Origin of the sequence: Thermobispora bispora DSM 43833, from assembly GCF_000092645.1 — a bacterium.
GTDB classification, from domain to species: Bacteria; Actinomycetota; Actinomycetes; order Streptosporangiales; family Streptosporangiaceae; genus Thermobispora; species Thermobispora bispora.
On the sequence record NC_014165.1, the window covers coordinates 3,445,732 to 3,469,722 of the forward strand.

General features: G+C 72.4%; 17 protein-coding genes and 2 tRNA genes. 3 read left to right on the forward strand and 16 right to left on the reverse strand.

Features of this window, described 5'->3' with window-relative positions:
* Positions 1 to 16: 16 nt before the first annotated feature.
* The gene (locus TBIS_RS14565; protein WP_013133168.1) at positions 17 to 415 is read left to right on the forward strand and encodes a hypothetical protein; all 399 of its coding nucleotides are present in this window, start codon (positions 17 to 19) and stop codon (positions 413 to 415) included.
* Between the two features lie 73 nt (positions 416 to 488).
* Here the strand turns inward: TBIS_RS14565 and TBIS_RS14570 are convergent, their stop codons facing one another.
* The gene (locus TBIS_RS14570) at positions 489 to 2,081 is read right to left on the reverse strand and encodes an ABC transporter substrate-binding protein (protein ID WP_013133169.1); all 1,593 of its coding nucleotides are present in this window, start codon (positions 2,079 to 2,081) and stop codon (positions 489 to 491) included.
* Positions 2,082 to 2,272: 191 nt separating this feature from the next.
* Between TBIS_RS14570 and TBIS_RS14575 the strand changes: the two genes are divergently transcribed.
* Positions 2,273 to 4,282: a sensor histidine kinase gene (locus TBIS_RS14575; RefSeq protein ID WP_013133170.1), complete on the forward strand. Its 2,010-nt coding sequence runs from the start codon at positions 2,273 to 2,275 to the stop codon at positions 4,280 to 4,282.
* On the forward strand, positions 4,279 to 4,653 hold the full coding sequence (locus TBIS_RS14580) for a DUF742 domain-containing protein (RefSeq protein ID WP_013133171.1): 375 nt from the start codon (positions 4,279 to 4,281) through the stop codon (positions 4,651 to 4,653). The genes TBIS_RS14575 and TBIS_RS14580 overlap by 4 nt, the downstream gene beginning before the upstream one ends.
* Before the next feature lie 30 nt (positions 4,654 to 4,683).
* On the opposite strand, the gene TBIS_RS14585 is transcribed toward TBIS_RS14580, so the two are convergent.
* The 15 genes from TBIS_RS14585 to TBIS_RS14655 all read right to left on the reverse strand — a co-directional run bounded on the left by TBIS_RS14585 (position 4,684) and on the right by TBIS_RS14655 (position 23,964).
* Positions 4,684 to 6,423, reverse strand: coding sequence for a hydantoinase B/oxoprolinase family protein (locus TBIS_RS14585; RefSeq protein WP_013133172.1), 1,740 nt, complete (start codon positions 6,421 to 6,423; stop codon positions 4,684 to 4,686).
* Positions 6,420 to 8,429, reverse strand: coding sequence for a hydantoinase/oxoprolinase family protein (locus TBIS_RS14590; protein WP_013133173.1), 2,010 nt, complete (start codon positions 8,427 to 8,429; stop codon positions 6,420 to 6,422). The genes TBIS_RS14585 and TBIS_RS14590 overlap by 4 nt, the downstream gene beginning before the upstream one ends.
* A 44-nt stretch (positions 8,430 to 8,473) precedes the next feature.
* Entirely contained in the window at positions 8,474 to 9,880 is a 1,407-nt protein-coding gene (locus TBIS_RS14595; RefSeq protein ID WP_013133174.1) for a PucR family transcriptional regulator, read from the reverse strand.
* Between the two features lie 20 nt (positions 9,881 to 9,900).
* The gene (locus tag TBIS_RS14600) at positions 9,901 to 10,947 is read right to left on the reverse strand and encodes an ABC transporter ATP-binding protein (RefSeq protein WP_013133175.1); all 1,047 of its coding nucleotides are present in this window, start codon (positions 10,945 to 10,947) and stop codon (positions 9,901 to 9,903) included.
* Positions 10,944 to 11,732, reverse strand: coding sequence for an ATP-binding cassette domain-containing protein (locus TBIS_RS14605; protein WP_013133176.1), 789 nt, complete (start codon positions 11,730 to 11,732; stop codon positions 10,944 to 10,946). Before TBIS_RS14605 ends, TBIS_RS14600 begins: the two co-directional genes overlap by 4 nt.
* Complete coding sequence (locus TBIS_RS14610) at positions 11,729 to 12,592, reverse strand: ABC transporter permease (protein WP_013133177.1); 864 nt, start codon at positions 12,590 to 12,592, stop codon at positions 11,729 to 11,731. The genes TBIS_RS14605 and TBIS_RS14610 overlap by 4 nt, the downstream gene beginning before the upstream one ends.
* Positions 12,589 to 13,605: an ABC transporter permease gene (locus tag TBIS_RS14615; RefSeq protein ID WP_013133178.1), complete on the reverse strand. Its 1,017-nt coding sequence runs from the start codon at positions 13,603 to 13,605 to the stop codon at positions 12,589 to 12,591. The genes TBIS_RS14610 and TBIS_RS14615 overlap by 4 nt, the downstream gene beginning before the upstream one ends.
* A gap of 3 nt (positions 13,606 to 13,608) precedes the next feature.
* Positions 13,609 to 15,189, reverse strand: coding sequence for an ABC transporter substrate-binding protein (locus TBIS_RS14620; protein ID WP_242384350.1), 1,581 nt, complete (start codon positions 15,187 to 15,189; stop codon positions 13,609 to 13,611).
* An 80-nt stretch (positions 15,190 to 15,269) separates the two neighbouring features.
* Positions 15,270 to 16,829, reverse strand: a complete 1,560-nt coding sequence (locus TBIS_RS14625) for a hydantoinase/oxoprolinase N-terminal domain-containing protein (RefSeq protein WP_013133180.1) — start codon at positions 16,827 to 16,829, stop codon at positions 15,270 to 15,272.
* On the reverse strand, positions 16,826 to 17,896 hold the full coding sequence (locus TBIS_RS14630) for a DUF917 domain-containing protein (protein ID WP_013133181.1): 1,071 nt from the start codon (positions 17,894 to 17,896) through the stop codon (positions 16,826 to 16,828). The genes TBIS_RS14625 and TBIS_RS14630 overlap by 4 nt, the downstream gene beginning before the upstream one ends.
* Before the next feature lie 426 nt (positions 17,897 to 18,322).
* Positions 18,323 to 18,399: transfer RNA gene (locus TBIS_RS14635), tRNA-Met, on the reverse strand.
* 101 nt (positions 18,400 to 18,500) lie between these two features.
* Positions 18,501 to 19,337 (reverse strand): PhzF family phenazine biosynthesis protein, encoded by an 837-nt coding sequence (locus TBIS_RS14640; RefSeq protein ID WP_013133182.1) that lies wholly within the window; start codon positions 19,335 to 19,337, stop codon positions 18,501 to 18,503.
* A gap of 93 nt (positions 19,338 to 19,430) precedes the next feature.
* A tRNA-Met gene (locus tag TBIS_RS14645) sits at positions 19,431 to 19,504 on the reverse strand.
* Positions 19,505 to 19,795: 291 nt separating this feature from the next.
* A complete protein-coding gene (locus tag TBIS_RS14650) occupies positions 19,796 to 22,714 on the reverse strand; it encodes a UPF0182 family protein (RefSeq protein ID WP_013133183.1) in 2,919 nt (972 codons plus the stop codon).
* A gap of 203 nt (positions 22,715 to 22,917) precedes the next feature.
* Positions 22,918 to 23,964 (reverse strand): YlbL family protein, encoded by a 1,047-nt coding sequence (locus TBIS_RS14655; RefSeq protein WP_013133184.1) that lies wholly within the window; start codon positions 23,962 to 23,964, stop codon positions 22,918 to 22,920.
* Positions 23,965 to 23,991 lie beyond the last annotated feature (27 nt).

Below are 23,991 nucleotides of genomic sequence, written 5' to 3' on the forward strand. Positions count from 1 at the left end.
TGGAGGTGCCCATTCGATGACGCGCTCGGAGTTCGACGACATCCGCGCCCACATCGCGGCCGAGGACAGGCCGGACGAACTGCTCCTGCTCGCCACGGATCTCCTGGACGACCTCGAACGCGTCCGCACCCGGGAGGCCCTGCTGCGCTCCCTCTACCTGGGGCTGCTCACCGCCGCGCGCGCCACGGTGGCCGCCCGGGCGGCCGGGCACCCGGAGCCGCTCGTCTTCCTCGTGCACGAGCTCGCCAAGCACGGGCAGCTCCCGGAGGACGGGCAGGCGGAGCGCATCCTCGCCGACGCCACGAGCGCACAGGAGCTGATGGCGGCCGCCGTGGACGATCCCTGCCCGCGCCGGCACCAGCGGCCCGGCCGGCCCCGGCACTGCGGCGGCGTGAGCCGCGCGCTGCGGACCTGACCGGGCCGGGGCCCGCCCGGGCGGGCCGATCGGCCGCCCGGGATGAGCGATCACCCGTTCGGGATGGGGCCGATCAGCCGCTCGGGATGAGGTCGTAGACGAAGACCACGTTCGGGTAGGCGGGGTTGTCGGTGTAACCGCGGACGCTGCCGAGGTAGGCGCGCTGGTAGTTCATGACCCACGGCACGGCGGCGACCGCCTTCTCCTCGAGCAGGATCTTCTGCAGCTCGGCGTAGGCCTTCTGCGCCTTGTTCCGGTCCGTGGCCACGATCGACGGGAGCCGGTCGATCTTGGAGTCGACGGTCCAGTCCTGCAGGTAGGTCAGGTTGAAGGAGATCGGCTCGGCGCTGCGGAACACGTTGCGGAACCAGGAGTAGGCGTCCGCGTAGTCCGGCCACCAGTACATGACGAAGATGTCCTGGCGCTTGGCCGGGTCCCGGGACTTGCCCATGTTCCACTGCGGGATCCACTGCATGGCCCGGGTCTCGAGCGTGACGTTGAGCTGCTTGAGGGTCCTGGCCATGCTCTCGGCGAGCTTCCGCTCCTCCTCGTCGCCCTGGGCGTAGGTGAGGACGAGGCGCAGCTCACGCCCGCCGGGGCCGTACCCCGCCTGGCGGAGCAGCTCGGCCGCGGCGGCGAGATCCTGCTTGGGCTCCATCCCGGGGGTGTGCCCGAGCAGACCCTCGGGGATCAGCCCGCTCGCCAGGGTCCCCGCGCCCTGCAGCTCGGCGATCACGCCCCGGTAGTCGATGGCCTTCTGGATCGCCTTGCGCACCCGCACGTCCCGCAGCGGTCCCGAGGCGGTGTTGAAGAGCACGAGCATGTTCTGGAACGACGGGACCTGCAGCGTGCGGATGCCCGCCGTCCGCTTGGCCTGGGCGAAGAGCGCGGGGCTGATCCGCTCCACGAAGTTGACCTCACCACGGAGCAGGAGCTGCCAGGCCCGCTTCTGGTCGGGGACGATCCGCCACTCGATCCTGCGGTATTTCGGGCCCTCCCAGCCGCCCCAGTACTTGTCGAACGCCCGGAGGACGAGCTCGTTCTCCTTGCCCTTCCGCCAGGTATCCACCGTGTACGGCCCGGTACCGGCGTCCCGGCCCTCGTTGAACCACTCCTTCAGGTCCTTGGAGCCGGCGGCCCGGGTGTCGTAGATGTAGGCCGCGTAGTCGGCGGAGGCGATCAGGTCGAGGGGGGCGGCGTACTTCAGCCGGAACTCGACCGTGAGCTCGTCCTTGACGGTGATGGTGTCGACCACGTCCCAGATGTAGGCCGCGCCGGCGGCGAGCCGTCTGGTCCGCTCGATCGACTCCTTGACCGCGGTCGCGTCGAGCTGCCTGCCAGTGTGGAAGTACACGCCGCTGCGCAGCTTGAAGGTCCACACCTTACCGTCGGCCGAGCGGGTCCAGCTCTCGGCCAGCCTCGGGGTCGCGCGCTTGGTCACCGGGTTGTAGAACGTCAGCGACTCGTAAATGTTCTGCATCGCGCTGATCTCGTTGGAATACGAGGTCGCCGGATCCCAATCGGTGACCAGCTCGAGATTGTCGGCGATGACGAACGTGGCCTCCTTGGCGCGGACCACGTTCTCCCGAACGTCCGTCCGAATCTCACCGGTACCGCAGCCGACCAGGGCCAATAAGGCGACCCCGAGAATGAGGCAACGGCGCATGCTGCGGTCCTTTCCACCGTGAGCTACCATGATCGAAGCTACCGCAAGATCATCCTATGGGAGGAAATTTCCTACACGTACGTTTCAATGGGCCCATTGGAAACATGCCGCTGCTAGGCTCTCCCTCGCCTCAGCGGTCCTCCCGTGTGGCTGCCCGGTTTTCGCCCCCTCCGACTCGATGATTAGGTGCCATGGCTCCCTCTAAGCGAGATCGGCCGATCAAGATCAAGCTGATCGGCCTGCTGCTGGTGCCGCTCATCTCGCTCATCGTCTTATGGGTGGTCACCGCCGGGGTGACGCTCGCGGACAGTCTCCGGATGCGCACCTACAAGACCCTCTGGTCCACCCTCCGGCAGCCGGCCGACGCGCTGATCGTCGAGATCCAGCGGGAGCGTCTGGAGACCGCCCGGTACCTCGGCGCGCCGACCGCCGCCAACCGGGCGAGCATGAACGCCCAGCGGCTGCGCACCGACGCCGCGCGGAACCGGGTGCACAAGCTCGCCACCTCCGAGGAGTCGCGCTCGGCCACCACGGAGGAGATGCGCGCGGACGCCGACACCATGCTCGCCGGCCTGAAGCGCATCGACGAGATCCGCGGCGAGGTCGACGAGGGGTTCGCCGACCGGCTCCGGGCGATCGAGACGTTCGGCCTGGTGAACGACTCGATCTACCAGATGCACAACAGCCTGGCGATCATCAACGACATCCCGATCTACCAGCAGTCCCGGGTGATGATCTCGCTGGGGTACGCCAAGGAGCTGCTGAGCCGGGAGCAGGCGATCATCGCGGTCACGGCCACGAGCCGGATGACCGAGGAGGAGCACAAGCTCTTCACCCAGCTCGTCGGGCACCGCCGGTTCCTCATCGACCAGGCCCTCCCCGAGCTCGAGGAGAGCCTGCGGCGGATGCACGTCAACCTGATCAGCACGCCGCAGTACCAGCGGCTCCGGATCCAGGAAGAGCAGATCGTCGCGGGCGACCGCCTCGGGCCGCAGGAGCGGCGCGCCTGGCAGACCACCTCGGACGAGATCACCAACGCGTTCCAGCGGCTGCAGAACGAGGCGGGCTCTGTCCTCGCCGCCCGGGCCGAGCCGATCGCCGACGCGATCGTGTGGCGGGCCGCCCTCACCGGGAACCTCGGTCTCGTCGCGGTGCTCGCCTCGGTCCTCATCTCGCTCTGGGTCGGGTCCCGCCTCTCCCGGGAGCTCGCCCACCTCCGCCAGGCGGCCCTCGAGCTGGCCAACGTACGGCTCCCGCGGGTGATCGAGCGGCTCAAGAAGGGCGAGGACGTCGACGTCAAGACCGCGGCCCCGCCGATCCAGACCGTCGGCCGTACCACGGAGATCCAGGACGTGGCCCGGGCGTTCTCCACGGTGCAGTCGACCGCGGTGGAGGCCGCGATCGGGCAGGCCCGCCTGCAGCGCGGCGTCGCCCAGGTCTTCCTCAACCTCGCCCGCCGCAACCAGACCCTGCTGCACCGGCAGCGGACCCAGCTCCACTCCATGCAGCGGAACACCACGGACCCGGAGATGCTCGAGGAGCTCTTCCGCCTCGACCATCTCACCACCCGCATGCGGCGCCACGCCGAGAACCTCATCATCCTCTCCGGCGCGCCGGCGGGCCGGGCCTGGCGCAAGCCGATCCCCATGTACGACGTGGTGCGCGGCGCGGCCGCCGAGGTGGAGGACTACCAGCGGGTGAACGTGCTCCCCATGGCGGAGCACGCGCTCGACGGGAGCGCGGTCGCCGACGTCATCCACCTGATCGCGGAGCTCATCGAGAACGCGACGGTCTTCTCGCCGCCGCACACCCAGGTGACGGTCCGCGGCGAGCTGGTGGGCACCGGCTTCGTCGTCGAGATCGAGGACCGCGGGCTGGGCATGTCGCCCGAGCAGATGGCCGAGCTCAACGAGCGCCTCGCCAACCCGCCGGAGTTCGACCTCGCCGACACCGACCGTATGGGGCTGTTCGTGGTCGCCAGGCTGGCGGCCCGCCGCGACATCAAGGTCACGCTGCGGCCTTCACCCTACGGAGGGACCACCGCGATCGTGCTCATCCCGTCGTCGCTCATCGACTTGCCCAAGGACTCCGACCTTGCCCGCCTGGCCGCGGAGGAGGTCACCCCGGAGGACATCATCTACGCCCCGATCCGGCAGGGGGAGCGCAAACCCGAGGACCAGCCGGGTGAGGAGGGATCGTGACCGAGCGCGAGAAGGATCATCAGTGGCTGGACGAGGAGGCCGGCCCGGTCGTGCCGGCCTACGCCCTGACGCGGGGCCGGACCAGGCCGTCCAACCAGGCGATCGACGTGCTCGCCATCGTCACCGCGACCGGCGGGCCCACCCCGGTCAGCCTGGGCCCGGAACAGTGGATGATCCTCAGCCTCTGCGCCCGGCCGACCCCGCTCGCCGACATCGCGGCCGCGATCGACCTTCCGCTCGGTGTGGTGCGGGTGCTCGTGAGCGACCTGCACGAGCAAGGCCTGCTCCAGGTGCGCGAGCCGTCGAACGTGGCCCGCTTCCCCAACGTCGCCCTCCTGCGCGAGGTGATCTCCGGCCTGAAGGCGCTGTGACCCGCACCCTCAGGCCGGAGATCCGTCCGGTCAGAGCGCGTGGGGGTAGTACCGCCGGGCGTGCTCCGGCGTGATGTACCCCTCGCGCAGGTCCCTGCGCACCGCCTCCGGGTCGCGCTCCGCCGGCGGGCCGTACCCGCCGCCCGAGCCGGTGCGCAGGTGCACCACCGACCCCTTGGGCAGGAAGATCCGGGTCTTGAGCGCGTAGTCCACGCGGCGGCCGTCCGGGTACTCCACGGTGAGCCGGTTGGGCCGCCCGGGGAGGCCGCCCTCCAGCCCCCACGGCGCGAGCTTGGTCCGCGCCAGCCCCGAGGTGAGGTACTGGTCCTCCAGCACCCGGAAGGACAGGTCCAGCCCGAGGCCGCCCCGGTGCCGCCCGGGGCCGCCCGAGTCCTCGGCGAGCGCGAGCCGCTCGATCCGCCAGGGGTTGCGCACCTCCCAGACCTCGGCCGGGGTGAACCGGGTGGCCGACTCGGAGATGTACATCAGCGCGCTCGCCCCGTCGGCGTGCCGGGACGCCCCCTGGCCCACCGGGTGCGGCGCGCCGTCCGCCCACGGCTCACCGGTCGCCTCACGGTTCCCCCACCACACCAGCGCGTTGATGTCGCCGCCGCTCGCCGCGGGCACCCCGCCGGGGACCGCGTCGGCGAGCGCGCGGATGATCAGCTCGATCGCGTGGTCGGACGGGATGCCGTACATGAAGCAGGGCGCCGGCCGCACCGGGTGGAAGAGCGATCCGCGCCGGGTGACCACCTCGAGCGGGCGGAAGTGCCCCTCGTTCGGCTGCTCCCCGGCCCCGGCGAGGAAGGCGACGGCGATCCGCGCCGCGGCCACCGTGGAGGGGAGCGGGCAGTTGATCGGGCCGCCGACCTGGTCCGGGCAGTTGGTGAGGTCCACGGTGACCGACGACCCCCGCACCGTCACCTCGACCCCGAACGGGATCGGCTCGTCGTTCACCCCGTCCGAGTCGATCACGCTCTCCGCCCGGTACACCCCGTCGGGGAGCCGCTCGAACCAGCCCCGCACCAGCGCCTCCCCGTGGGCGTACATCCGGGCGACGCAGCGGCGGAACGTGTCCAGGCCGTATCGGCGGATGAGCGCCACGAGCGCCTCTCCCCCGGCCCGCGCGCCGGCGACCATCGCGTTGATGTCGCCGATCACCGCCTCCGGCATCCGGCTGTTCGCCAGGATCATCCGGTAGACGTCGCTCACCAGCCGCCCGGCGTCGTAGAGCTTCACCCCGGGGAAGATCGTGCCCTCTTGGAAGACGTCGACCGTGTCCGTGCAGTACGGGTCCTTGCCGCCGATGTCGAGCCAGTGCGCCTTGATCGCCGAGTAGCCGACGAGCACCTCCTCGTCGCCGTGCCCCTCGTCCGGCCGGGGCTGGTAGAAGATCGGCACGATCATGGCCGCGTCCTGGGGGTGCGAGCCCGTGCCGTACGGGTCGTTGTAGAGGATGACGTCGCCCGGGGCGAGCGCGTCCGGCCCGCCGACCCCCTCCACGGCCTCCCGCACGCAGAACCCCAGCGTGCCCATGAACGCGGGCAGCGTCGGGGCCTGCGCGAGCATGCACATGTCCGTGTCGTAGAAGGCGACGGCGAAGTCGAGCGCCTCGTAGATGATCGGCGAGAACGCGGTGCGGATGAGCGACTGCTTCATGTGCTCGGCCGCCGCGCACAGCGCCTGCCGGATGATCTCCGTGGTCACCGGGTCGGCACCGTCGCCCAGCCCCGGGTTGACCTCGGTGAAGGTCGTGCGCACGATCGTCATCCGCGGTCCTTCCTGGTGATGATGAGGCACCCGGTCGGGTGCGGCTCGGCGATGAAGCCCGCGTCGAGGTAGGTGGTCGTCGTGGGCTCGGCCACGAGGGCCGGCCCCGCGATCGGCCCGGTCAGCCCGGACCTCGGCACCACCGGCGCCTCGACCCAGGCGCGCGACCGGAACGACCAGAGCCGCCGGGTCCCGGACGCCGTCTCCCCGGACGGCGGGACCGGGATCAGCGAGCGCGTGCCGTCGAGCACCACCCGGCTCGTGGCCCGCACCGTGACCACCTCGAGCGGGTCGGGGAGCCGGTGGCCGAAGGCGCGGTGGTAGGCGTCGGTGAACCGCGCCCGGATCGCGGCCACGTCGTCCCGCCCGAGCAGCACCGGGATGGTGAGCGTGTGCTCCTGGCCGCGGTGGCGCAGGTCGAGGTGGAGCTCCCGGACCTCGCCCTCCTGGGCCAGCCGCTCGAAGAGCGTGCCGGCGAGCCGCTCGATCTCCGGGAGCGCGGCGTCGTCGAGCGGGCGGACCAGGGTCCGGGCGGCGGAGCGGACGATGTCCGCCTGGACCAGGCCGACGGCGGAGAAGTTGCCCGCGTTGGGCGGCACCACCACGGTGTCCACGTCGAGCTCGTCGGCGAGCAGGCAGCCGAAGAGCGGGCCGGCCCCGCCGAACGCGACGATCGCCGCGCCGCGCGGGTCCACCCCGCGCTCGACCGTGATGCCGCGGACCGCCTGGGCCATGTGGGCGGCGGCGATCCGGATCACGCCCTCGGCCACCGCGTCCACCCGGTCGATCCCGGTCGGCCCGGCGAGCCTGGCGAGCGCGGCCGCCGCCTTCTCCGCGGAGAGCGTGATCCCGCCGGAGAGGCGGTCGGTGGGGATCATGCCGAGGTGCAGCGCCGCGTCGGTGACCGTGGGCTCGGTCCCGCCGCGCTGGTAGCAGACCGGCCCGGGGTCGGCGCCGGCGCTCCGCGGCCCGACCCGGAGCAGGCCGCCGTGGTCGGCGTACGCGATCGAGCCGCCCCCGGCGCCGATGGACCGCACGTCCACCCACGGGCTCTGCAGGGGCAGCCCCACCACCTCGCCCTGGAAGAGCAGGGGGAGGGTGCCGTCGACGATCAGGGTGGTGTCGAAGCTGGTGCCGCCCACGTCGGCGGCGATCACCGTGCCGAGGCCGAGGGTCCCGGCGAGCCGGGCGGAGGCCACCGCCCCGGCGACCGGGCCGGAGAGGATCGTCTCGAACGGCCGGGCCATCGCCTCGGCGATGGTGAGCGCGCCGCCCCCGGACCGGGTGATGAGCAGCTCGCCGGTGAACCCGCGCCGGCGCAGCTCGGCCTCGAGGTTCCGCAGGTACGGCCCCATCCGGTGGCGCACGAGGACGTCCACGACCGTGGTGCAGGTCCGCTCGTACTCCCGGTACTCCCCCGACACCTCGTGGGAGAGCGAGATCGGCCCGGTGAACCCGGCCTGGCGGACCAGCTCGGCCGTGCGCAGCTCGTGCTCCGGGTTGGCGTAGGAGTTGATCAGCACGATCGCGATCGCGTCCACGCCCTCGTCCATCAGCAGCCGGGCGGCCCGCCGTACGCTCTCGGGGTCGAGCTCGCGCACGATGGAGCCGTCGGCCGCCACCCGCTCCAGCACCTCGGTGCGGAGCCGCCGCGGGACCAGCGGGGGCGGCGGGGTCCAGAACAGGTCGTACGGGTCGTCCCGGTCACCGCGCCGGATCTCCAGCACGTCGCGGAAGCCGGCCGTGGTGATCAGGCCAACGGTCGGACCCTGGGCGCCGGCGCGCTCGAGCAGCGCGTTCAAGCCGACCGTCGTGCCGTGGACGAAGTGGCGGCAGCGCGCGAGCTGCTCGGCGGAGACGGCCGCGTCGACCGCCCCGAGCACCCCGAGCTCGGGCGCCGCCGGGGTGGTCGGCCGCTTGGCGACCCTGATGTCCCCGGTCGCCGCGTCGTGCAGGACAAGGTCAGTGAAGGTTCCGCCGACGTCCACTCCGATGACCGTTGCCATGCCCTGCACGGTACGGCCGGGCCGGAGCGGGCGTCGATGTGCCGTCACGACGACGCGGCCGGGCGGGTTGTCCCCGGGGCACACTCGCGCTCGAGCACGATGTGGCAGGCGAGCTGGAGGGCGAAGCGGGTCTCCGGGTCGGACAGGTCGGCGCCGAGCGCCGCGGTGATCCGCCGGATCCGGTGCGCCACCGCGTTCGGGTGGAGGTTGAGCACCTCGGCCGCCCGGCTCCGGGAGCCCCAGTGGTCGAGGTACGCCTTGAGCGTGGGGATGGCCTGCGCGCTGAGCGGGCCGAGGCCGGCGAGCGGGGCGAGCATGTCCCGGGCGGCGAGCACCGCGCTCTCGCTGCCGCACACCTCGGTGAGGATCGCGTGGGCGCCGAGCCGGTCGAACCGCACCACCTCACCCGGGGCGGCGCGGCCGGCCGCCGCCCGCGCCTGGACCACGGTGCGCCGGAGCCCGTCGGGCCCGGCCTGCAGGGTGCCGATGCCGATGCCGAGCGGGGGCAGGCCGTCGGTCACCGGGAGGGCGGCGGCCCGCTCATCGGTGGTGAAGATCACGAGCAGCCCGTCCTGCCACCGGACGACGAGCGGCGGCGCGGTGAGGTCGGCCGGGTCCAACGCGGCGGCCGCGCCCGCGCGGACCCGGCGGAGCAGGGCCTCGTCCGCCCGCGGGGCGCGCAGGAAGACGGCCACGTGCCGGCCGTCCACCGGCACCCCCTCGCGCCGGGCCTGGCGGGCCGCGGCCCGCACGTCCTTCTCCGGGGCCCGGAGCAGCGCGAGCAGGGCCTGCTCCCGGGCGCGCTCCCGGGCCCGGGCGGCGGCGCGCACCCGGCCGAGCATCGCGGCGACCACCCCGGCGACGATCGCGGCCGCCGGGTCCTCGCCGTACCAGCGCACGTAGCCGTCCGGGCGGCCGTCCACCCGGATCACCGCGTTCTTCGCGGCCGGCTCGGCGATCTCCGCCACGCCGTACTCGGCCCCGATCGCGGCCGAGGCGACGCGGAGGATGTCGCCCTCGCTCGCGCCCTCCATGGCGCCGAGCCGGTCGATCGCCTCCCGCGTGCGGCTGAGCAGCAGGTCGGGGTCGGCGCGGAGGGCGTCGCTGAGCCCGAGCACGGTCTCGGAGAGCGACTGCTCCGAGCCGCCGGCGAGCAGGGCGACCCCCACCCGCCGGGCGAGGTCGACCACGTCGGGCGCGGTGCTGGCCGGGCCGGGGAGCACGAGCGCGGCGAGCCCGCGCCGGCCGGCGGTCCGGAGCGCGCCGAGCACGTCGCACCCCTGGGCCGCGTTCCGGGAGAGCACGGCGAGCGCCCCGACCGGGGCCGAGTCCAGCTCCCGGATCTCGTCCACCAGCACGACGCTCCGCACCGGCCGGGCGTCCCACGGGCCGGCGATGAGGGTGAGCCGGCGGCCGGCCGGGGTGCGGAGCAGGTCGCTCACATGGCGCATCGGGTCCTACCTCGATCCGTTCAGCGGCGTCTCCTGCGCCGCCACAGGCCGCGGCTGCGCCGCAGCCGGGCCCGCCGCCGGGCCTCGACGGGCGTGCCGGGCGCGCTGAGCTCGAGCACCGTCTTGGCGCGGTGGCAGGCGACGTTCCGCGTCCCGACCCGCTTGAGCCGCGGCGCCTCCTCCTGGCAGCGGTCCACGGCGAACGGGCAGCGCAGCCGGAACGGGCAGCCGGTGGTGGCCGGCGCCGCCTCGGTCCGCCCCGCGGGCTTGGGCGGCTCGCCGCCGATCCGCGGCACCGCGTCCCGCAGCGCGAGCGTGTAGGGGTGGGCCGGCCGGGTGAGCAGGTCGAGCGTGGCCCCGCTCTCCACCACCCGCCCGGCGAACATCACGTGCGCGGTGTGGCAGAGCCGCGCCACGACCCCGAGGTTGTGGCTGATGAGCAGGTAGCCGAGCCCGCGCTCCGCGGCGAGCCGCTCCAGCAGGTCGAGGATCCGCGCCTGCACGGTGACGTCGAGGGCGCTGGTCGGCTCGTCGAGCACGAGCACCCGCGGGTCCACCGCGAGGGCCCGGGCGATCGCCACCCGCTGCCGCTGGCCGCCGGAGAGCTGGTGCGGCCGGCGCTCGGCGAGCGCCGCGTCGAGCCCCACGTCGGCGAGCAGCTCGGCGATCCGCTCCCGCCGCTCCTTCCGGTCCATCCGGTGGTGGACCTGGAGCGCCTCACCGATCGACGCGCCCACGGTCATCCGGGGGTTGAGCGCCTCGCTGCCGTCCTGGAAGACCGGCTGCACGTTCCCCCGGAACTCGGTCCAGCCCTTCCGGTCGAGCTCGGCGAGGTCGCGGGAGCCGTACCGGATCGCGCCGGAGCGCGGGCGGAGCAGGCCGAGGAGGGCGCGGGCGAGGGTGGTCTTGCCCGAGCCGCTCTCCCCGATCAGGCCGACGCCCCCGCCGGCGCCCACGGTGAGGCTGACGTCGTGCACGACCGCCGTGCCGCCGTAGCCGAGGGTGACCCGCTCGGCGCTCAGCACCGGCGGCTCGGGTGCCTGGTCCGTACCGTTCACGCGGGTCATGCCTGCACCTCCGCGGAGTGCCCCGGCAGCCGGGGGACGGCGGCGATCAGGTCCTTGGTGTACTGCTCGCGCGGCCGGGCGAACACGCCGGCGGCCGGGCCGCTCTCCACCACGGCGCCGTCCTTCATCACCACGACCCGGTCGGCGATCGAGGAGACGAGCGCCAGGTCGTGGGAGACGAGCAGGACGGCAAGGCCGCGCTCCTCGTGCAGCCGGCGGAGCACCGCGACCACCTCGGCCTGCACGGTCACGTCGAGCGCGCTGGTCGGCTCGTCGGCGAGCAGCACCTCGGCCCCGAGCGCGAGGGCGAGCGCGATGGCGAACCGCTGCGCCTGCCCGCCGGAGACCTGGTGGGGGTAGCGCCGCAGCACCTCGGGCGGGAGCAGCACGTCGGCGAGGGCCCGCTCCGCCCGGGCCCGGGCCTCGTCCCCCTTCACCCCGTGCCGGGCGAGCGCGCGGCGCATCAGCGTGCCGAGCCGCATGGTCGGGTTGAGCGCGGACTGCGGGCTCTGCAGCACCAAGGCCACCGTGGAGCCGCGGATCCGCCGCAGCTCGGCCGGCCCGGCGGCGAGCACGTCCACCCCTGCGACCGTGATGCTCCCCGTGACGGCCGCCCCCTCCAGCAGGCCGAGGATCGCCAGCAGGGTGGTGGTCTTGCCCGAGCCGCTCTCCCCGACGATCGCGACGCACTCCCCGCGCGCCACGTCGAGCTCGGGCACGGTGGCGATCACCCGGTCGCCGATCCGGACCTGAAGGTCGCGGACACTGATCAGTGCGTCGCTCATCGGGCCAGCCTCGCCCTCAGCCCTTCGCCGAGCATGTTGCAGGCGAACGCGGTGATCAGGATCGCGAGCCCGGGGAAGGTCACCACCCACCAGTTGGTGGTGAAGAGCGCCTGCCCCTGCTCGACCATGAGCCCCCACTCGGCGGTCGGCTCGTGCGCGCCGAGGCCGAGGTAGGAGAGGGCCGCCGCGGTGAGGATCACCCCGCCCCCGTCGAGGGAGAGCTGGACCAGCACCGGGGTGAGCGCGTTCGGCAGCACGTGCCGGAAGACGATGAGCGGCGCGGGCACGCCGAGGCACCGGGCGGCGTCGACGAACCCCCGGGTGGCGACCGAGGAGGCCACCGAGGCGGTCAGCCGGGTGTACCACGGCCACCAGGTGGCCGAGATGGCCACGATCACCGTGGTCACGCTCGGCTGGAGCACCACGGCGAGGGCGAGGGAGAGCAGGAGCGCGGGGAACGCCAGGAACACGTCGGTCACCCGCATGATCACGTCGCGCACCCAGCCCCCGGCGTAGCCGGCCACGACCCCGAGGATCACGCCGACCGTCCCCGAGATGGCGAGCACCGCCACGACGATCACGAGCGAGGTGCGCGCGCCGAACAGCACCCGGCTCAGCACGTCCCGGCCGACCTGGTCGGTGCCGAACCAGTGCTCCGCGCTCGGCGGGAGCAGCGCCTCGGTCGGGTGGGTGGCCGAGCCGCCGTCCTCCGGGTAGGGCGCGATCCACGGCGCGAACACCGCGGCGAGCACGATGATCCCGAGCAGCACCGCCCCGGCCACGGCGAGCCGGTCCACCCCGGCGAGCCGGGAGAGCGGGGTACGGCGCAGCGTGGGCAGGGCGCCGGCGGGGGCCGTCATCGCACCCTCACCCGGGGGTCGATCACCGCCTGGAGCAGGTCCACGGCGAGGTTGACGAGCACGTACAGCGTGGCCACCAGGAGGGTGACCCCCGCGATGGCCGGGGTGTCGAGCGCGCGGATCGAGTCGGCCGCGTACCGGCCGAGGCCCGGCCAGTTGAACACCGCTTCCACCAGGAAACCGTTCACGAGCGAGTAGGCGAAGACCAGCGCGAGCAGGGTGAGCACGGGGTTGAGCGCCGGCCGGAGGGAGAACCGGGTGAGCACGGCCGTCTCCCCGAAGCCCAGGGCCCGCTCCAGCCGGGCGTGGTCCCGGGCCGACTCCTCGATGAGGGTGGCCCGGGTGAGCTGGGCGACCACGCCGGCCGGGTAGGCGGCCATCACCGTGGCCGGCAGCACGAGGTGCCAGAGCGTGCTGGTGAAGATCGGCCAGTTGCCGGTGATCAGCGCGTCCACGATCGTGATCGTGGTCCATTCGCGGAGCGGGCTGGTCTGGTCGAGGTTCTGGTCGTACTCGCCGGCCACCGGGAACCAGCCGAGCTTGCTCGCGAACAGCGTCTGGAGGGCGAGCGCCAGCCAGAACACCGGCACGGAGACCGCGAGCATGGACGACAGCCGGATCGACAGGTCGGGGAGCCGCCCGCGGTACCGAGCGGCGAGCACGCCGAGCGGGATCCCGGTGACCACCGCGATGATCAGCGCCGCGCCCACCAGCTCGAGGGAGGCGGGGAACGCCTGCATCAGGTCCTCGAGCACCGGCCGCTTGGTGTGCAGGCTCACCCCCCAGTCCCCGGTGACCAGGTCACGGGCGTAGTTCCACAGCTGCACCGGGAGCGGGTCGTCCAGCCCGAACTGGGCGCGCACCCGGGCGAGCTGCTCGGCCGTCGCCTTGGGCCCGGCGTACGCCACGGCCGGGTCACCGGGGACCAGCCGGGTGACGATGAAGGTGAGGACGACCACGCCGGCCACGACCAGGGCGGCCTGGCCGAGCCGGCGGGTCAGGTATCGCACCATCTGTCAGGCTGCGGGCTTGAGGTCGTAGACGAACACCACGTTCGGGTAGGCCGGGTTGTCCACGTACCCCTGGACCGACTTGGCGTAGGCCCGCTGGTAGTTGACCACGTACGGCACGGCCACCGCGGCGTGCTCGTCGATGATCTTCGCCTGCAGCTCGGCCGCGGCCTTCTCCGCCGCCGCCGGGTCGGTCGCCATGAGCTCGGGCAACCCGTCGATCGCCTCGTCGACCTTCTTGTCCTTCAGGTAGGAGAGGTTGAAGGAGATCTGGTCGTCGGGCGTGCTGCGGAACACGTTGAAGAACCACGAGTAGGCGTCGGCGTAGTCCGGCCACCAGTACATGACGAAGATGTCCTGGCGCTTCTCCGGGTCCTTCGCCTTGCCCTGGTCCCACTGGGTGTTCCACTGCAGGGCCTTGGCCGACAGCTTCACGTTGAGCTTGTCGAGCGTGGAGGAGAGCAGGGTGACCAGGACCTGCTGGTCGTTGTCGCCCTGCGCGTAGGTGAGCTCGAGCTCGAGCTGCTTGCCGCCCGGCCCGTAACCGGCCTCCTTCAGCAGCGCCTCGGCACCGGCGAGGTCCTGCTTGGGCGTGCGGCCGGGGACGTGGCCGAGCAGGCCCTCGGGGACGAAGCCGCTGGCGGCGACGCCGGAGCCCTGGAGCGCGGCGAGCAGGCCGTCGTAGTCGATCGCCTTCTGGATCGCCTTGCGCAGCCGGACGTCCTTGAGCGGGCCGCTGGCGGTGTTGAACAGCAGGAGCAGGTTCTGGAAGGACGGGGTCTGCGAGGTCTGGACGTTCTCCGCGGAGCCCGCCTGGGCGAAGAGCTGCGGGTTGAGGCGCGGCACGAACGAGACCTCACCGCGCTGGAGGAGCTGCCAGGCGGTGGTGATCTCGGGCGTCACCCGGTAGGAGACCTTCTTGTAGTGCGGGCCGTCCCAGCCGCCCCAGTACTGGTCGTAGGCCTTCAGGGTCAGCTCGACCTCTTCGCCCTTGCGCCAGCTCTCGACCGTGTACGGGCCCGTGCCGGCGTCGTTGCCCTCGTTGAACCACTTCTTGAGGTCGTCGGAGTCACCGTCGACCGCCGTGGTGTCGTAGATGAAGGCCGCGTAGCCGGACGAGGCGACCAGGTCGAGCGGCACCGGGTACTTGAGCTTGAACTCGAGGGTGAAGTCGTCCTTCGCCTCGATCTTGTCGACCGCGTCCCAGATGTAGGCCGCGCCGTCACCGATCTTCTTGGTGCGCTCGATCGCGGCCTTCGCCGCCTTGGCGTCGAGCGGCTTGCCGGTGTGGAAGGTCACCCCCTGGCGCAGGGTGAAGGTCCACTTCTTGCCCTCATCGGAGGAGGTCCACGAGGTCGCCAGCAGCGGCTCCGCCTTCTTGGTCTGCGGGTTGTACCGCGTCAGCGTCTCGTAGATGTTGTGCATGGCGATGATCTCGTTGGAGTACGAGCTCGCCGGGTCCCATTCGGTCACTACCTCGAGGTTCGGGACGTAGACGAACGTGGCGTCGGTCGGGGCGCCGGACGCCGCCGGGGATTGGGAGCCCCGGACCTGTCCACCGGCGCACGCGGTGGCGGTCAACGCCATCGCCACCACGGCTCCCGCCGCTAGGAGACGCTTGTGCCAGCGCATATGAGGGGGTTCCTTTCGAGGGGATTCCTTTCCTATCACGGCATTCCGGCGAGCGGTCCGGCGGCCTTGACGTGCAGGCGGACCGCGGGTTCGGGGAGGTAGCTCAGGGGGATCTCGCTGAGCTCGACGATCCGCACGGAGGCGGGGTCGGCCCCGGCCGCCACGGCGCGCGCGGCCGCCTCCTCCTTGGCGCTCTCGAGCGACGCGGCCCGCTCGGCCGCGTCCCGGGCGGCCGGCACGATCGTCTCGAACCGCCCGCCGGCGAGCGCGATCGCCGCCCCCACCGCGTTGGCGACCTCGGAGTGGGCGGGCCGGAGGACCTCCCGCACCCCGGGGATGCGGTCCGGGAGCAGGAAGGCCGCGCCGCCGACGGCGACGAGCGGCAGGTCCGCCTTGCCGAGCGAGACGCGATCCACCGCGTCGGCGATGAGCTCGTCCGCCACCCGCACCGCGGCGGTGAGCCGGTCCCGGGCCTCCGCGGGGACGGGGCGGGTGCCCACGGACCCCCGGCCGGCCGCCACGGCCGCGTCGGTCATGGTCGGGGTGGAGCCGCCGAACACCAGCGCCTCGGTGGCGACCCGGTAGCCGACGGACCGGGGGGCCTCCCGCGGGTCGCCGAGCGTGTCGATGATCGTGCCGCCGCCGAGGGCGATGGAGAGGATGTCGGGCATCCGGAAGTTCGTCGTCACCCCGCCGATCTCGACGGCGGCGGACGACTCCCGGGGGAACCCGGCCACCAGCACGCCGAGGTCGGTGGAGGTGCCGCCGACGTCGGCGACGATCGCGTCGGCGACGCCCGACAGGTGGGCGGCGCCGCGCAGCGAGTTCGCCGGGCCGGAGCCGATGGTGAGCACCGGGTAGCGGGCCGCGTACTCGACGCTCATCAGCGTGCCGTCGTTCTGGGCGAAGAACGTCTCGACGGCGAGGCCCCGGGCGGCCAGGGCGGCCTCGAGGGCCGCGGTGACCTCGCGGGCCACGCCGTACAGGGCCGCGTTGAGCACGGTCGCGTTCTCCCGCTCCAGCAGGCCCAGCGTGCCGATCTCGTGGCTCAGGCTCACCGGCACGTCGCCGAGCTCCTCCCGGACGATCTCGCGGACCCGCAGCTCCTGGTCCGCGCCGGCCGGGCTGAACACGCCGGTGACCGCGACCGCATCGGCCGGCGTCTCGGCGAGGAACCGCCGGATCGCGTCCTCGTCGAGCGGGGCGATCTCCCGCCCGTCGACGAACCGGCCGCCGCGCACTATCGCCGTCCCCGCCACCACGGCCGCGCGCAGGTCCTCGGGCCAGTCGCTGAGCGGTGGCACGGACGTGGTCGCGGGCGCGCCGAGCCGCAGTACGGCGACCCGCCCGAGGGAGCGGCGCTCCAGGATCGCGTTGGTGGCGTGGGTCGTGCCGAGCATGACCCGGGTGACCTGCCGGGGGTCGGGGATCGCCGCGAGGACGGCGTCGAGGGCGGCGCAGAGCCCGCCGGTCACGTCGGGGGTGGTGGGGCGCTTCACCTTCGCCACCACACGCCCCGCGGCGTCGAGCACCACTGCGTCGGTGTTGGTGCCGCCCACGTCGATCCCGACGCGGAGGGCCGCTCGCTCGCTCATGGCGCGATCGTCTCCACCGGCAGATGGTCGAGGTCGTAGCCGAAGGCGCGTGGGCCGGCGATCTTGAGGCCCTCTGGGGTCCGCCAAAGGGGATCGCAGGGCCACGCGATCACGGTCACGCGCTGACCATAGCGGAGGTTTTCGGTTTGGATTGCAGAAGCCGTGAGAGTATCCACAATTGTGATCAAATCGGGCACGATAGCCCGCACTCGGTCGTTCTCGATCGCGACAAGGTTCTCGTTCTGGATCTCGACGGTGAGCCGCCTGCCGCGGTCCTCACCGGTGCCCTCGATCACCACGGTGCCGCGCGCGAACCCCCCGGTGGTCCGCCGCTCCAGCTCGGTGAGCTTGCCGGTGATCAGCCGGGCCGCGCCGAGCTCGGCGATGAGCGCGGCGAGCGGGTCCCGCGCGCCCTGCGTGGCCCGGCCGATGGCGATGGCGCGCCGCACCGTCCCGCGGATCGCCCCCCGGGCGAGCTCGCCGGCGGTGAGGATGTAGTCCGCCATGAGCGCGCTCGAGCCGGCCGCCACGCACACGGCCCGCGCCATCCGCTCCGACCACACCCCGTCGATCGGCCGGATCGTCACCACGTTGCCGACCGCGTCGGCCATCACGACCGGGGTCGGCGGGATGCCGGCCACGTTCATCGACACCATCTGCACTTCGGGGAAGGCGCGGCCCATCGCGTCCGCGTCGAGCAGCGGCAGGCCGAGGCGGGCCGCCCAGGCCACCGGGGCGACCCCGTTCGCCCCGCCGATCTCGGAGGACATCACCGCGGCCGGGGGCCGCCCGAAGACCCGCTCCACCTCGTCGCGGATCAGGACCGGCTCCTCGGCGGCGGCGATCATCTCGTGGCTGACCGTGGGGGCGCCGATCCCGGAGAGCGGCAGCACCAGCGCGTCCGGGTCGAGCTCCTCAAGGGACACGAGCGGCACCTCACCGTACGCGCTGATCGCCCGGCGCGCGGCGATGGCCGCGGTGCGCACGTCGCCTCCCCCGCCGGTGCCCAGTACGGCGCAGCCGCGGGCGAGCGCGTCGACGTCGTCCATGGTGATGCGGGCCATCATGCGGGGGAGCCTTCACCACCGGGCCGATCGGACTCAATGTCACCTTCTGACACCGATAGGACAGGCGTTGTCGTTCCGCGACAAAACAGCCACCGGGGACGACAGGGCGGGGCCCGCCGGCGAAGCCGAGGCCCGCCGAACGCGCAGGTCACGGGCGTTCTGGAACGATCTACGGCGGATCGCCGGGCGCGGGGAACCCGGAGGCGGAGCGCGGCGCACGGCGGGGCCCGCCGCTCGCGAGCACCGTGGGCGCACGCCGATGGCCCGGAAACGCGCGGGGCGAGGCGGGCGAGCGGCACGCCGGTGACCAAGGCCCACCAATGGCCCGGAAACGCGCGGGCGCGGGCCCGGAAGAGGCGGCGGCCCGGAAACGTCGGCCGGGAAACGCGAAGGCCCGGAGGAGGAACCTCCGGGCCTTGCGCGACCTGGTAGCGGGGGCAGGATTTGAACCTGCGACCTCTGGGTTATGAGCCCAGCGAGCTACCGAACTGCTCCACCCCGCAGCGACATAGGTCATGATACCGGCAGGCGGAGCATGGTTCGTCCAGCGAGCGCCGGCGATCCGGGCGCTTCGGCGTGATCAGCGGAGGAAGCTCCGGCGCGATCAGAGGAGGAACTCACCGCGGGCGACCGGCACGGCCGAACCGCCCACCTCCACCGCGTCGATCCGGTCCCCCTCCCCCACCGCGCGGGCGTACAGGGTCGACGGGCGGCCGATCTCCGCGCCCTGGCTGATCTCGATCAGCTCGCCGAAGGGGATCCGGCCGTGCCGGGCGAGGTGGACGGCGAGCGGGCCGGCCGCCGACCCGGTCGCCGGGTCCTCGACGATGCCCAGCCCGGCGCCGAACATGCGCGTCTTCCACCGCTTCCCCGACCCGGCGAAGCAGTTCACGCCGATCGCCCCCAACCGGCCTAGCGCGGTGAGGTCGGGCCGCAGCCCGGCCACCTCCTCCTCGCTCTCCAGGGCCACGTACACGTGCCGCGGCCCGTTGTCGTAGACCTCGACCGGCAGCGCGGAGGACGACACGCCGAGCGCGGCGAGCAGCTCCTCGGTCCGGTCGAACGGCGCCCAGGTGGGGATCGGCTGGCGCATCCGGCCGGAGGTGAGCCGGTCCCCGGCGCGCTCGAACTCCACGGTCACCGGCCCGGAGCCGGTCTCGAGCACGATCCGGTCGAGCCCGTCGCGCTCGGCCAGCACCCACGCGGTGCCGAGGATGGGATGGCCGGCGAACGGGAGCTCGGTGCCCGGGGTGAAGATCCTCACCCGGGCGTGCCCGCCCTGCTCCGCGGGCAGCACGAACACCGTCTCCGACAGGTTCATCTCCCGGGCGAGCCGCTGCATCCGCTCCTCGGGCACGGCCTGCCCTTCGAGAAAGACGGCGAGCTGGTTGCCCTCGAGCGGCCGGTCGGTGAAGACGTCGACGATCACATAGGGGTGCATGAGCGCGGAAACTATCCGGACCGGGAATACCCGGTCAACGACTCTCTCCATATGCGAGAAGCCCTCCGGCCGGGCCGGAGGGCTTCTCCTTCGTAGCGGGGGCAGGATTTGAACCTGCGACCTCTGGGTTATGAGCCCAGCGAGCTACCGAACTGCTCCACCCCGCAGCGCCATCAATGACAACGCTGATGAGGCTAGCGATGATTCCGCCGTATCGCAAACCGAAATGACCTTCGGCTCCGGGCGCCGCACCCGGGCCGGGGCGTGGGCGGGCCGGGCGACCCGGGCATGCCGCGGGCCCGTGCCCGGCGGCGCCTCCACCGGCCGCCCCGGCCGGCCCGAACCGGGTCCGGGGCACGGCACGCCGGCTCCGGTGCGTCCCATCCGGGCCGCTGGGCCGTCGCGGGGCTCGGGTGGCGGCCGGAGACCACGGCCGCCACCCGCCCGGAAGCGTGCCGTCAGCCCGTGGGCGACGGGCTCGGGGCCGGTGTCGCCTCCGGCGTGGGCTCCGCCGTGGGCGGCACCGTGGGCTGCGCGGTCGGCAGCGCGGCCCGGGCCCGGCCCAGCTCGTCCAGCGCCTCCTTGAGCGCCTTCTGCGCCTCGCCGTACTTGGCCCAGTCGACCGGGTTCGCCTCGAGCGCCGCCTGCGCGTCCGCGTACGCCTTCTGCGCCTTCTCGATCAGCGAGGCGAGCGAGCCGGAGAGTTCCCGCTGCTCCTGCTCCTGCTGCTCCCGCTGCTCCTCGGCCGGGCGCTGCACCTGGCCCGTGTCGCCGAAGATCTGCGTCAGCGCCTCCTCCAGGGTGTCGGCCGAGCCGACCTTGTTGCCGTACATCACCAGCACCCGGCGGAGGATCGGGTACGGCTCCTGCCCGGCGCCCGCCGGAGCCTGGACGTACACGGGCTCCACGTAGAGCAGCCCGCCGGCGAACGGGAGCGTGAGCAGGTTGCCGTAGAGGATCTGCGCCTTACCGAGGCCGAGGATGTTCAGCTCCCCGGCGAACCGGTTGGTGAAGGTGTTCTGCACCTGGCCCGGGCCGGCGATCTTCGTGCTCGCCGGGATCCGCAGGATGCGGAGCTTCCCGGGCGGCCCGGACGACACATCACCCGACATGAACGCGGCCAGGTTCGCCGCCCGCTGCCGCGGCACGAAGGTCGTGGTGAGCGAGAACGTCGGCTCCGACGCGCCCGGCATGGTGATCGACAGGTAGTAGGGCGGCTGCTTGATGTTCCGCTCGCCCGACGACGGGTCGTCCGGGACGTTCCAGAAGTCCTGGCCGTTGTAGAAGGACCGGGCGTCGGTGATGTGGTACCGGGACAGGATGTCGCGCTGCACCTTGAACAGGTCGAGCGGGTAGCGCACGTGCTCCAGGAGCTGCGCGCTCATCTCGCTCCGCGGCTTGATCAGCCCCGGGAACACCTTCTTCCAGGTCTTCAGCACCGGGTCGTCCGCGTCCCACTCGTAGAGCGTGACCGTGCCGTCGTAGGCGTCCACGGTCGCCTTCACCGAGTTGCGGATGTAGTTGATGTAGTCACGGGGCTGCGCCGTGATCGCCCGCAGATCGGTGGAGGTGTCCCGGATCATGTCCGAGAGGCTCCGGCTCTGCGAGTACGGGTACTGGTTCGACGTGGTGTACGCGTCGATGATCCAGACGATCCGCCCGTCGACGATCGCCGGGTAGGGGTCGGAGTCGAGGGTGAGGAAGGGCGCCACCTTCGCCACCCGCTGGGCGGGATGCCGGTCGTAGAGGATGCGCGACTTGTCGGTGATGTCCCGGGAGAGCAGCAGGTTCATCTCGCCGTAGCGGATCGCGTAGAAGAACCTGTTGATGAAGGAGCCCACCGGGACCCCGCCCTTGCCGGTGTAGTTCGTGTTCGCCTGACCGGTCTGGTCGTTCCCCGGGTAGTCGAGCTCCTGGGGCTTGTCCGGCTTGCCACCGACGATCACGTAGTCGAGGCTGCGCTCACCGAAGTAGACGCGCGGCTCCTTCAGCCCGGTGGTGGTGACCAGCGGGCCCTCGACCGGCATGTTCTTCGCGTCGAAGTCGGGCAGGCCGTCGGAGGTCACCCGGTTCCCCGGGGCGGCCACGAACCCGTAGCCGTGCGTGTAGACGAGGTGGCGGTTGATCCAGTTGTTGTACCCCTGGGGCGGACCGGTGATCTCGCGGACCGCGACGATGTGGTCCCGCACGGTGCCGTCCGCGTCGCGGTACCGGTCGACGTCGAGCGACGTGGGGAAGTCGTAGAAGCCCCGGATCCGCTGCTCCTGCTGGAAGGTCTTCGCCACGAGCGCCGGGTCGAGGAGGCGCACCCCGGAGACCGACTTGTCCCGGGCCACCTGCGCCGCCTCGGGGTTGCCCTCCCCCGGATACGACTCGATGACCGTATCGGCCACGCCGTACGCCTTGCGCGTCGCCTCGATGTTCCGCGCGATGTACGGCTCCTCCTTGGCCTGCTGGTTCGGCCGGACCTGGAACTGGTCGACCAGGGCCGGGTACACGCCGCCGATGAGCACCGCCGAGAGCACCATCAGCCCGAAGGCGACCCCCGGCCACATGCCGCCGGGCCGTACCACCCCGGCGAAGAAGATCGCCGCGCAGATCACCGCGATGACGGCGAGGATGCCCTTCGCCGGGAGCACCGCGTTCACGTCGGTGTACGAGGCCCCGTGCACGAAGCCGCGGTGCGAGAAGACCAGCTCGTACCGGTCGAGCGCGTACGCGGCGGCCTTGAGCAGCAGGAACACGCCGAGCAGCACCGACAGGTGCACCCGGGCCGCCCGGGTTGCGCGCACGCCACCCGGGTTGAGGATCCGGAACCCCCCGTACAGGTAGTGGACGATCGCCGAGACGACGATCGACAGGATGACGGCCGTGAACAGGAACGTCAGGACCTGGCGCAGGAACGGCACGGTGAACATGAAGAACGACACGTCGAGCCGGAACTGCGGGTCCCGGTCCCCGAACCGCGTCGCGTTCGCGAACTCCAGCCAGGTCTTCCACTGCCCTGCGGCCCACGAGCCGGTGAAGAGCGCGAGCCCGCCCATGGCGATGAGGAAGACGAGCCGCCGATGGGGGTCGAGCGACTGGCGGTACCGGTCGGCGCCGTGCGGGGCGCCGAGCACCGACGGCCCGAACATGGGCCGCACCCGATAGGCGAGCAGCGTGTTGCCGGCGACGATCCCGGTCATCAGCAGCGCGCCCACCACGAACAGGACGCCCTGCGTGACGAGCATCGTCGAGAAGACCGAGGTCAGGTCGACCGAGTCGTACCAGAGATATTCGGTGTAGAGCCCGGTGAAGATCAGAATTAACACCACGATCGCCGCGAGGGCGATCATGACGGGTACGATCAGACGCGGCCTTCTGGGCAAGCGCATCGCCCGTCCGGCTCCGGGGCTACGGAAGCTCAACGCCCACCCCTTGCTCGGAATCCACGTGGTTCACGACGGCGAACGCACGGGATGCCGCGCGTTCGCGTTCCCAACTTAGCGCCCGGTCCGGCCGGAACCGCCCAGGCCGGCCGAGGGGGACGCTTCAACGCCAACGAAGCAGCCCGCGCCAAGGTTCCCACCGCCTCCCGTCACCCCGCCGGGCAGGTGGGGACCTCACCGGACCCGGTGCGCAGCGCGTCCAAGGCCTTGATCGCCCCCTCCAGCGTCTCGACCTTCACCAGGCGCAGCCCTTCGGGCACGGCCCGGACCGCGTCCGCGCAGTTCCCCGCCGGGGTGAGGAAGATCGTCGCACCGGCCCGCTTGGCGCCGATCATCTTCTGCTCGATGCCGCCGATCGCCCCGACCTTCCCCGACGGGTCGATCGTGCCAGTGCCGGCGATGGACTTGCCGCCGGTGAGCGACCCGGGCGTGAGCTTGTCGTAGATGCCGAGCGAGAACATCAGGCCGGCGCTCGGCCCACCGACCTCGCCCACGTTGATGTCGACCTTGAACGGGAACTTGTAGGAGACCCGCATCTGGATGCCCACCATCGTCTTGCCGCCCTCGCCCGCGATGGTCCCGACCGTCAGCTCGGTCGCCTTGCCATCGCGGTTGACGGTGATGCGCACCTTCTCGCCCGGCTTGTGGCGCTGCACGGCCTTCACCGCGTCCTCGAGCTCGGTCACGGGGTGCCCGTCCACCGCGGTGATCTCGTCACCGGGCTTGAGCACGCCGTCGGCCGGGGCCCCCTTGTCGGTCGCCACCACGGAGATCGCCCGCTTCACCGGGATCTTCAGCGCGTTGAGCGCCGCCAGGGTGGCCACCTCCTGGGAGTCGAGCATCTCCCGGGAGTTCCGCTCCTGGACCTCCTTCGCCGACGTGTCGCGCGGGAAGAGCGTCTCCTCGGGGACCACGGCCACCGCGGGGTCGAGCCAGCCACGGAGCGCGGTGATCAGGTCGATGCGCCGTCCCGGCCCGCCTTGGTAGGCGACCGTGACGAGGCTCAGCTTCCCGTCGGTCGGGTAGGTCTGCCGCCCCGAGATGCTGATGACCGGCTTGCCGTTGTGCTCCCCCAGCGTGTCCTCGGTCGGCCCGGCGCTCAGCACGACGTACGGCACCGGCAGCAGGGCCCCGATGATCGTGAGCACCACGGTGAGGAGGCCCGCCACCACAAGGGTCAGCGCGTGTCGGGACATGCCCGAACTCTATGCGGTCCGGTGCCG

Coding starts and splice junctions, on each gene's coding strand:
- TBIS_RS14565 (WP_013133168.1), top strand. CDS start 17: ATGACGCGCTCGGAGTTCGACGACATCCGCGCCCACATCGCGGCCGAG.
- TBIS_RS14650 (WP_013133183.1), bottom strand. CDS start 22,714: ATGCGCTTGCCCAGAAGGCCGCGTCTGATCGTACCCGTCATGATCGCC.
- TBIS_RS14590 (WP_013133173.1), bottom strand. CDS start 8,429: ATGGCAACGGTCATCGGAGTGGACGTCGGCGGAACCTTCACTGACCTT.
- TBIS_RS14575 (WP_013133170.1), top strand. CDS start 2,273: ATGGCTCCCTCTAAGCGAGATCGGCCGATCAAGATCAAGCTGATCGGC.
- TBIS_RS14595 (WP_013133174.1), bottom strand. CDS start 9,880: ATGCGCCATGTGAGCGACCTGCTCCGCACCCCGGCCGGCCGCCGGCTC.
- TBIS_RS14620 (WP_242384350.1), bottom strand. CDS start 15,189: ATGGCGTTGACCGCCACCGCGTGCGCCGGTGGACAGGTCCGGGGCTCC.
- TBIS_RS14615 (WP_013133178.1), bottom strand. CDS start 13,605: ATGGTGCGATACCTGACCCGCCGGCTCGGCCAGGCCGCCCTGGTCGTG.
- TBIS_RS14640 (WP_013133182.1), bottom strand. CDS start 19,337: ATGCACCCCTATGTGATCGTCGACGTCTTCACCGACCGGCCGCTCGAG.
- TBIS_RS14570 (WP_013133169.1), bottom strand. CDS start 2,081: ATGCGCCGTTGCCTCATTCTCGGGGTCGCCTTATTGGCCCTGGTCGGC.
- TBIS_RS14585 (WP_013133172.1), bottom strand. CDS start 6,423: ATGACGATCGTGCGCACGACCTTCACCGAGGTCAACCCGGGGCTGGGC.
- TBIS_RS14610 (WP_013133177.1), bottom strand. CDS start 12,592: ATGACGGCCCCCGCCGGCGCCCTGCCCACGCTGCGCCGTACCCCGCTC.
- TBIS_RS14605 (WP_013133176.1), bottom strand. CDS start 11,732: ATGAGCGACGCACTGATCAGTGTCCGCGACCTTCAGGTCCGGATCGGC.
- TBIS_RS14630 (WP_013133181.1), bottom strand. CDS start 17,896: ATGATGGCCCGCATCACCATGGACGACGTCGACGCGCTCGCCCGCGGC.
- TBIS_RS14655 (WP_013133184.1), bottom strand. CDS start 23,964: ATGTCCCGACACGCGCTGACCCTTGTGGTGGCGGGCCTCCTCACCGTG.
- TBIS_RS14600 (WP_013133175.1), bottom strand. CDS start 10,947: ATGACCCGCGTGAACGGTACGGACCAGGCACCCGAGCCGCCGGTGCTG.
- TBIS_RS14625 (WP_013133180.1), bottom strand. CDS start 16,829: ATGAGCGAGCGAGCGGCCCTCCGCGTCGGGATCGACGTGGGCGGCACC.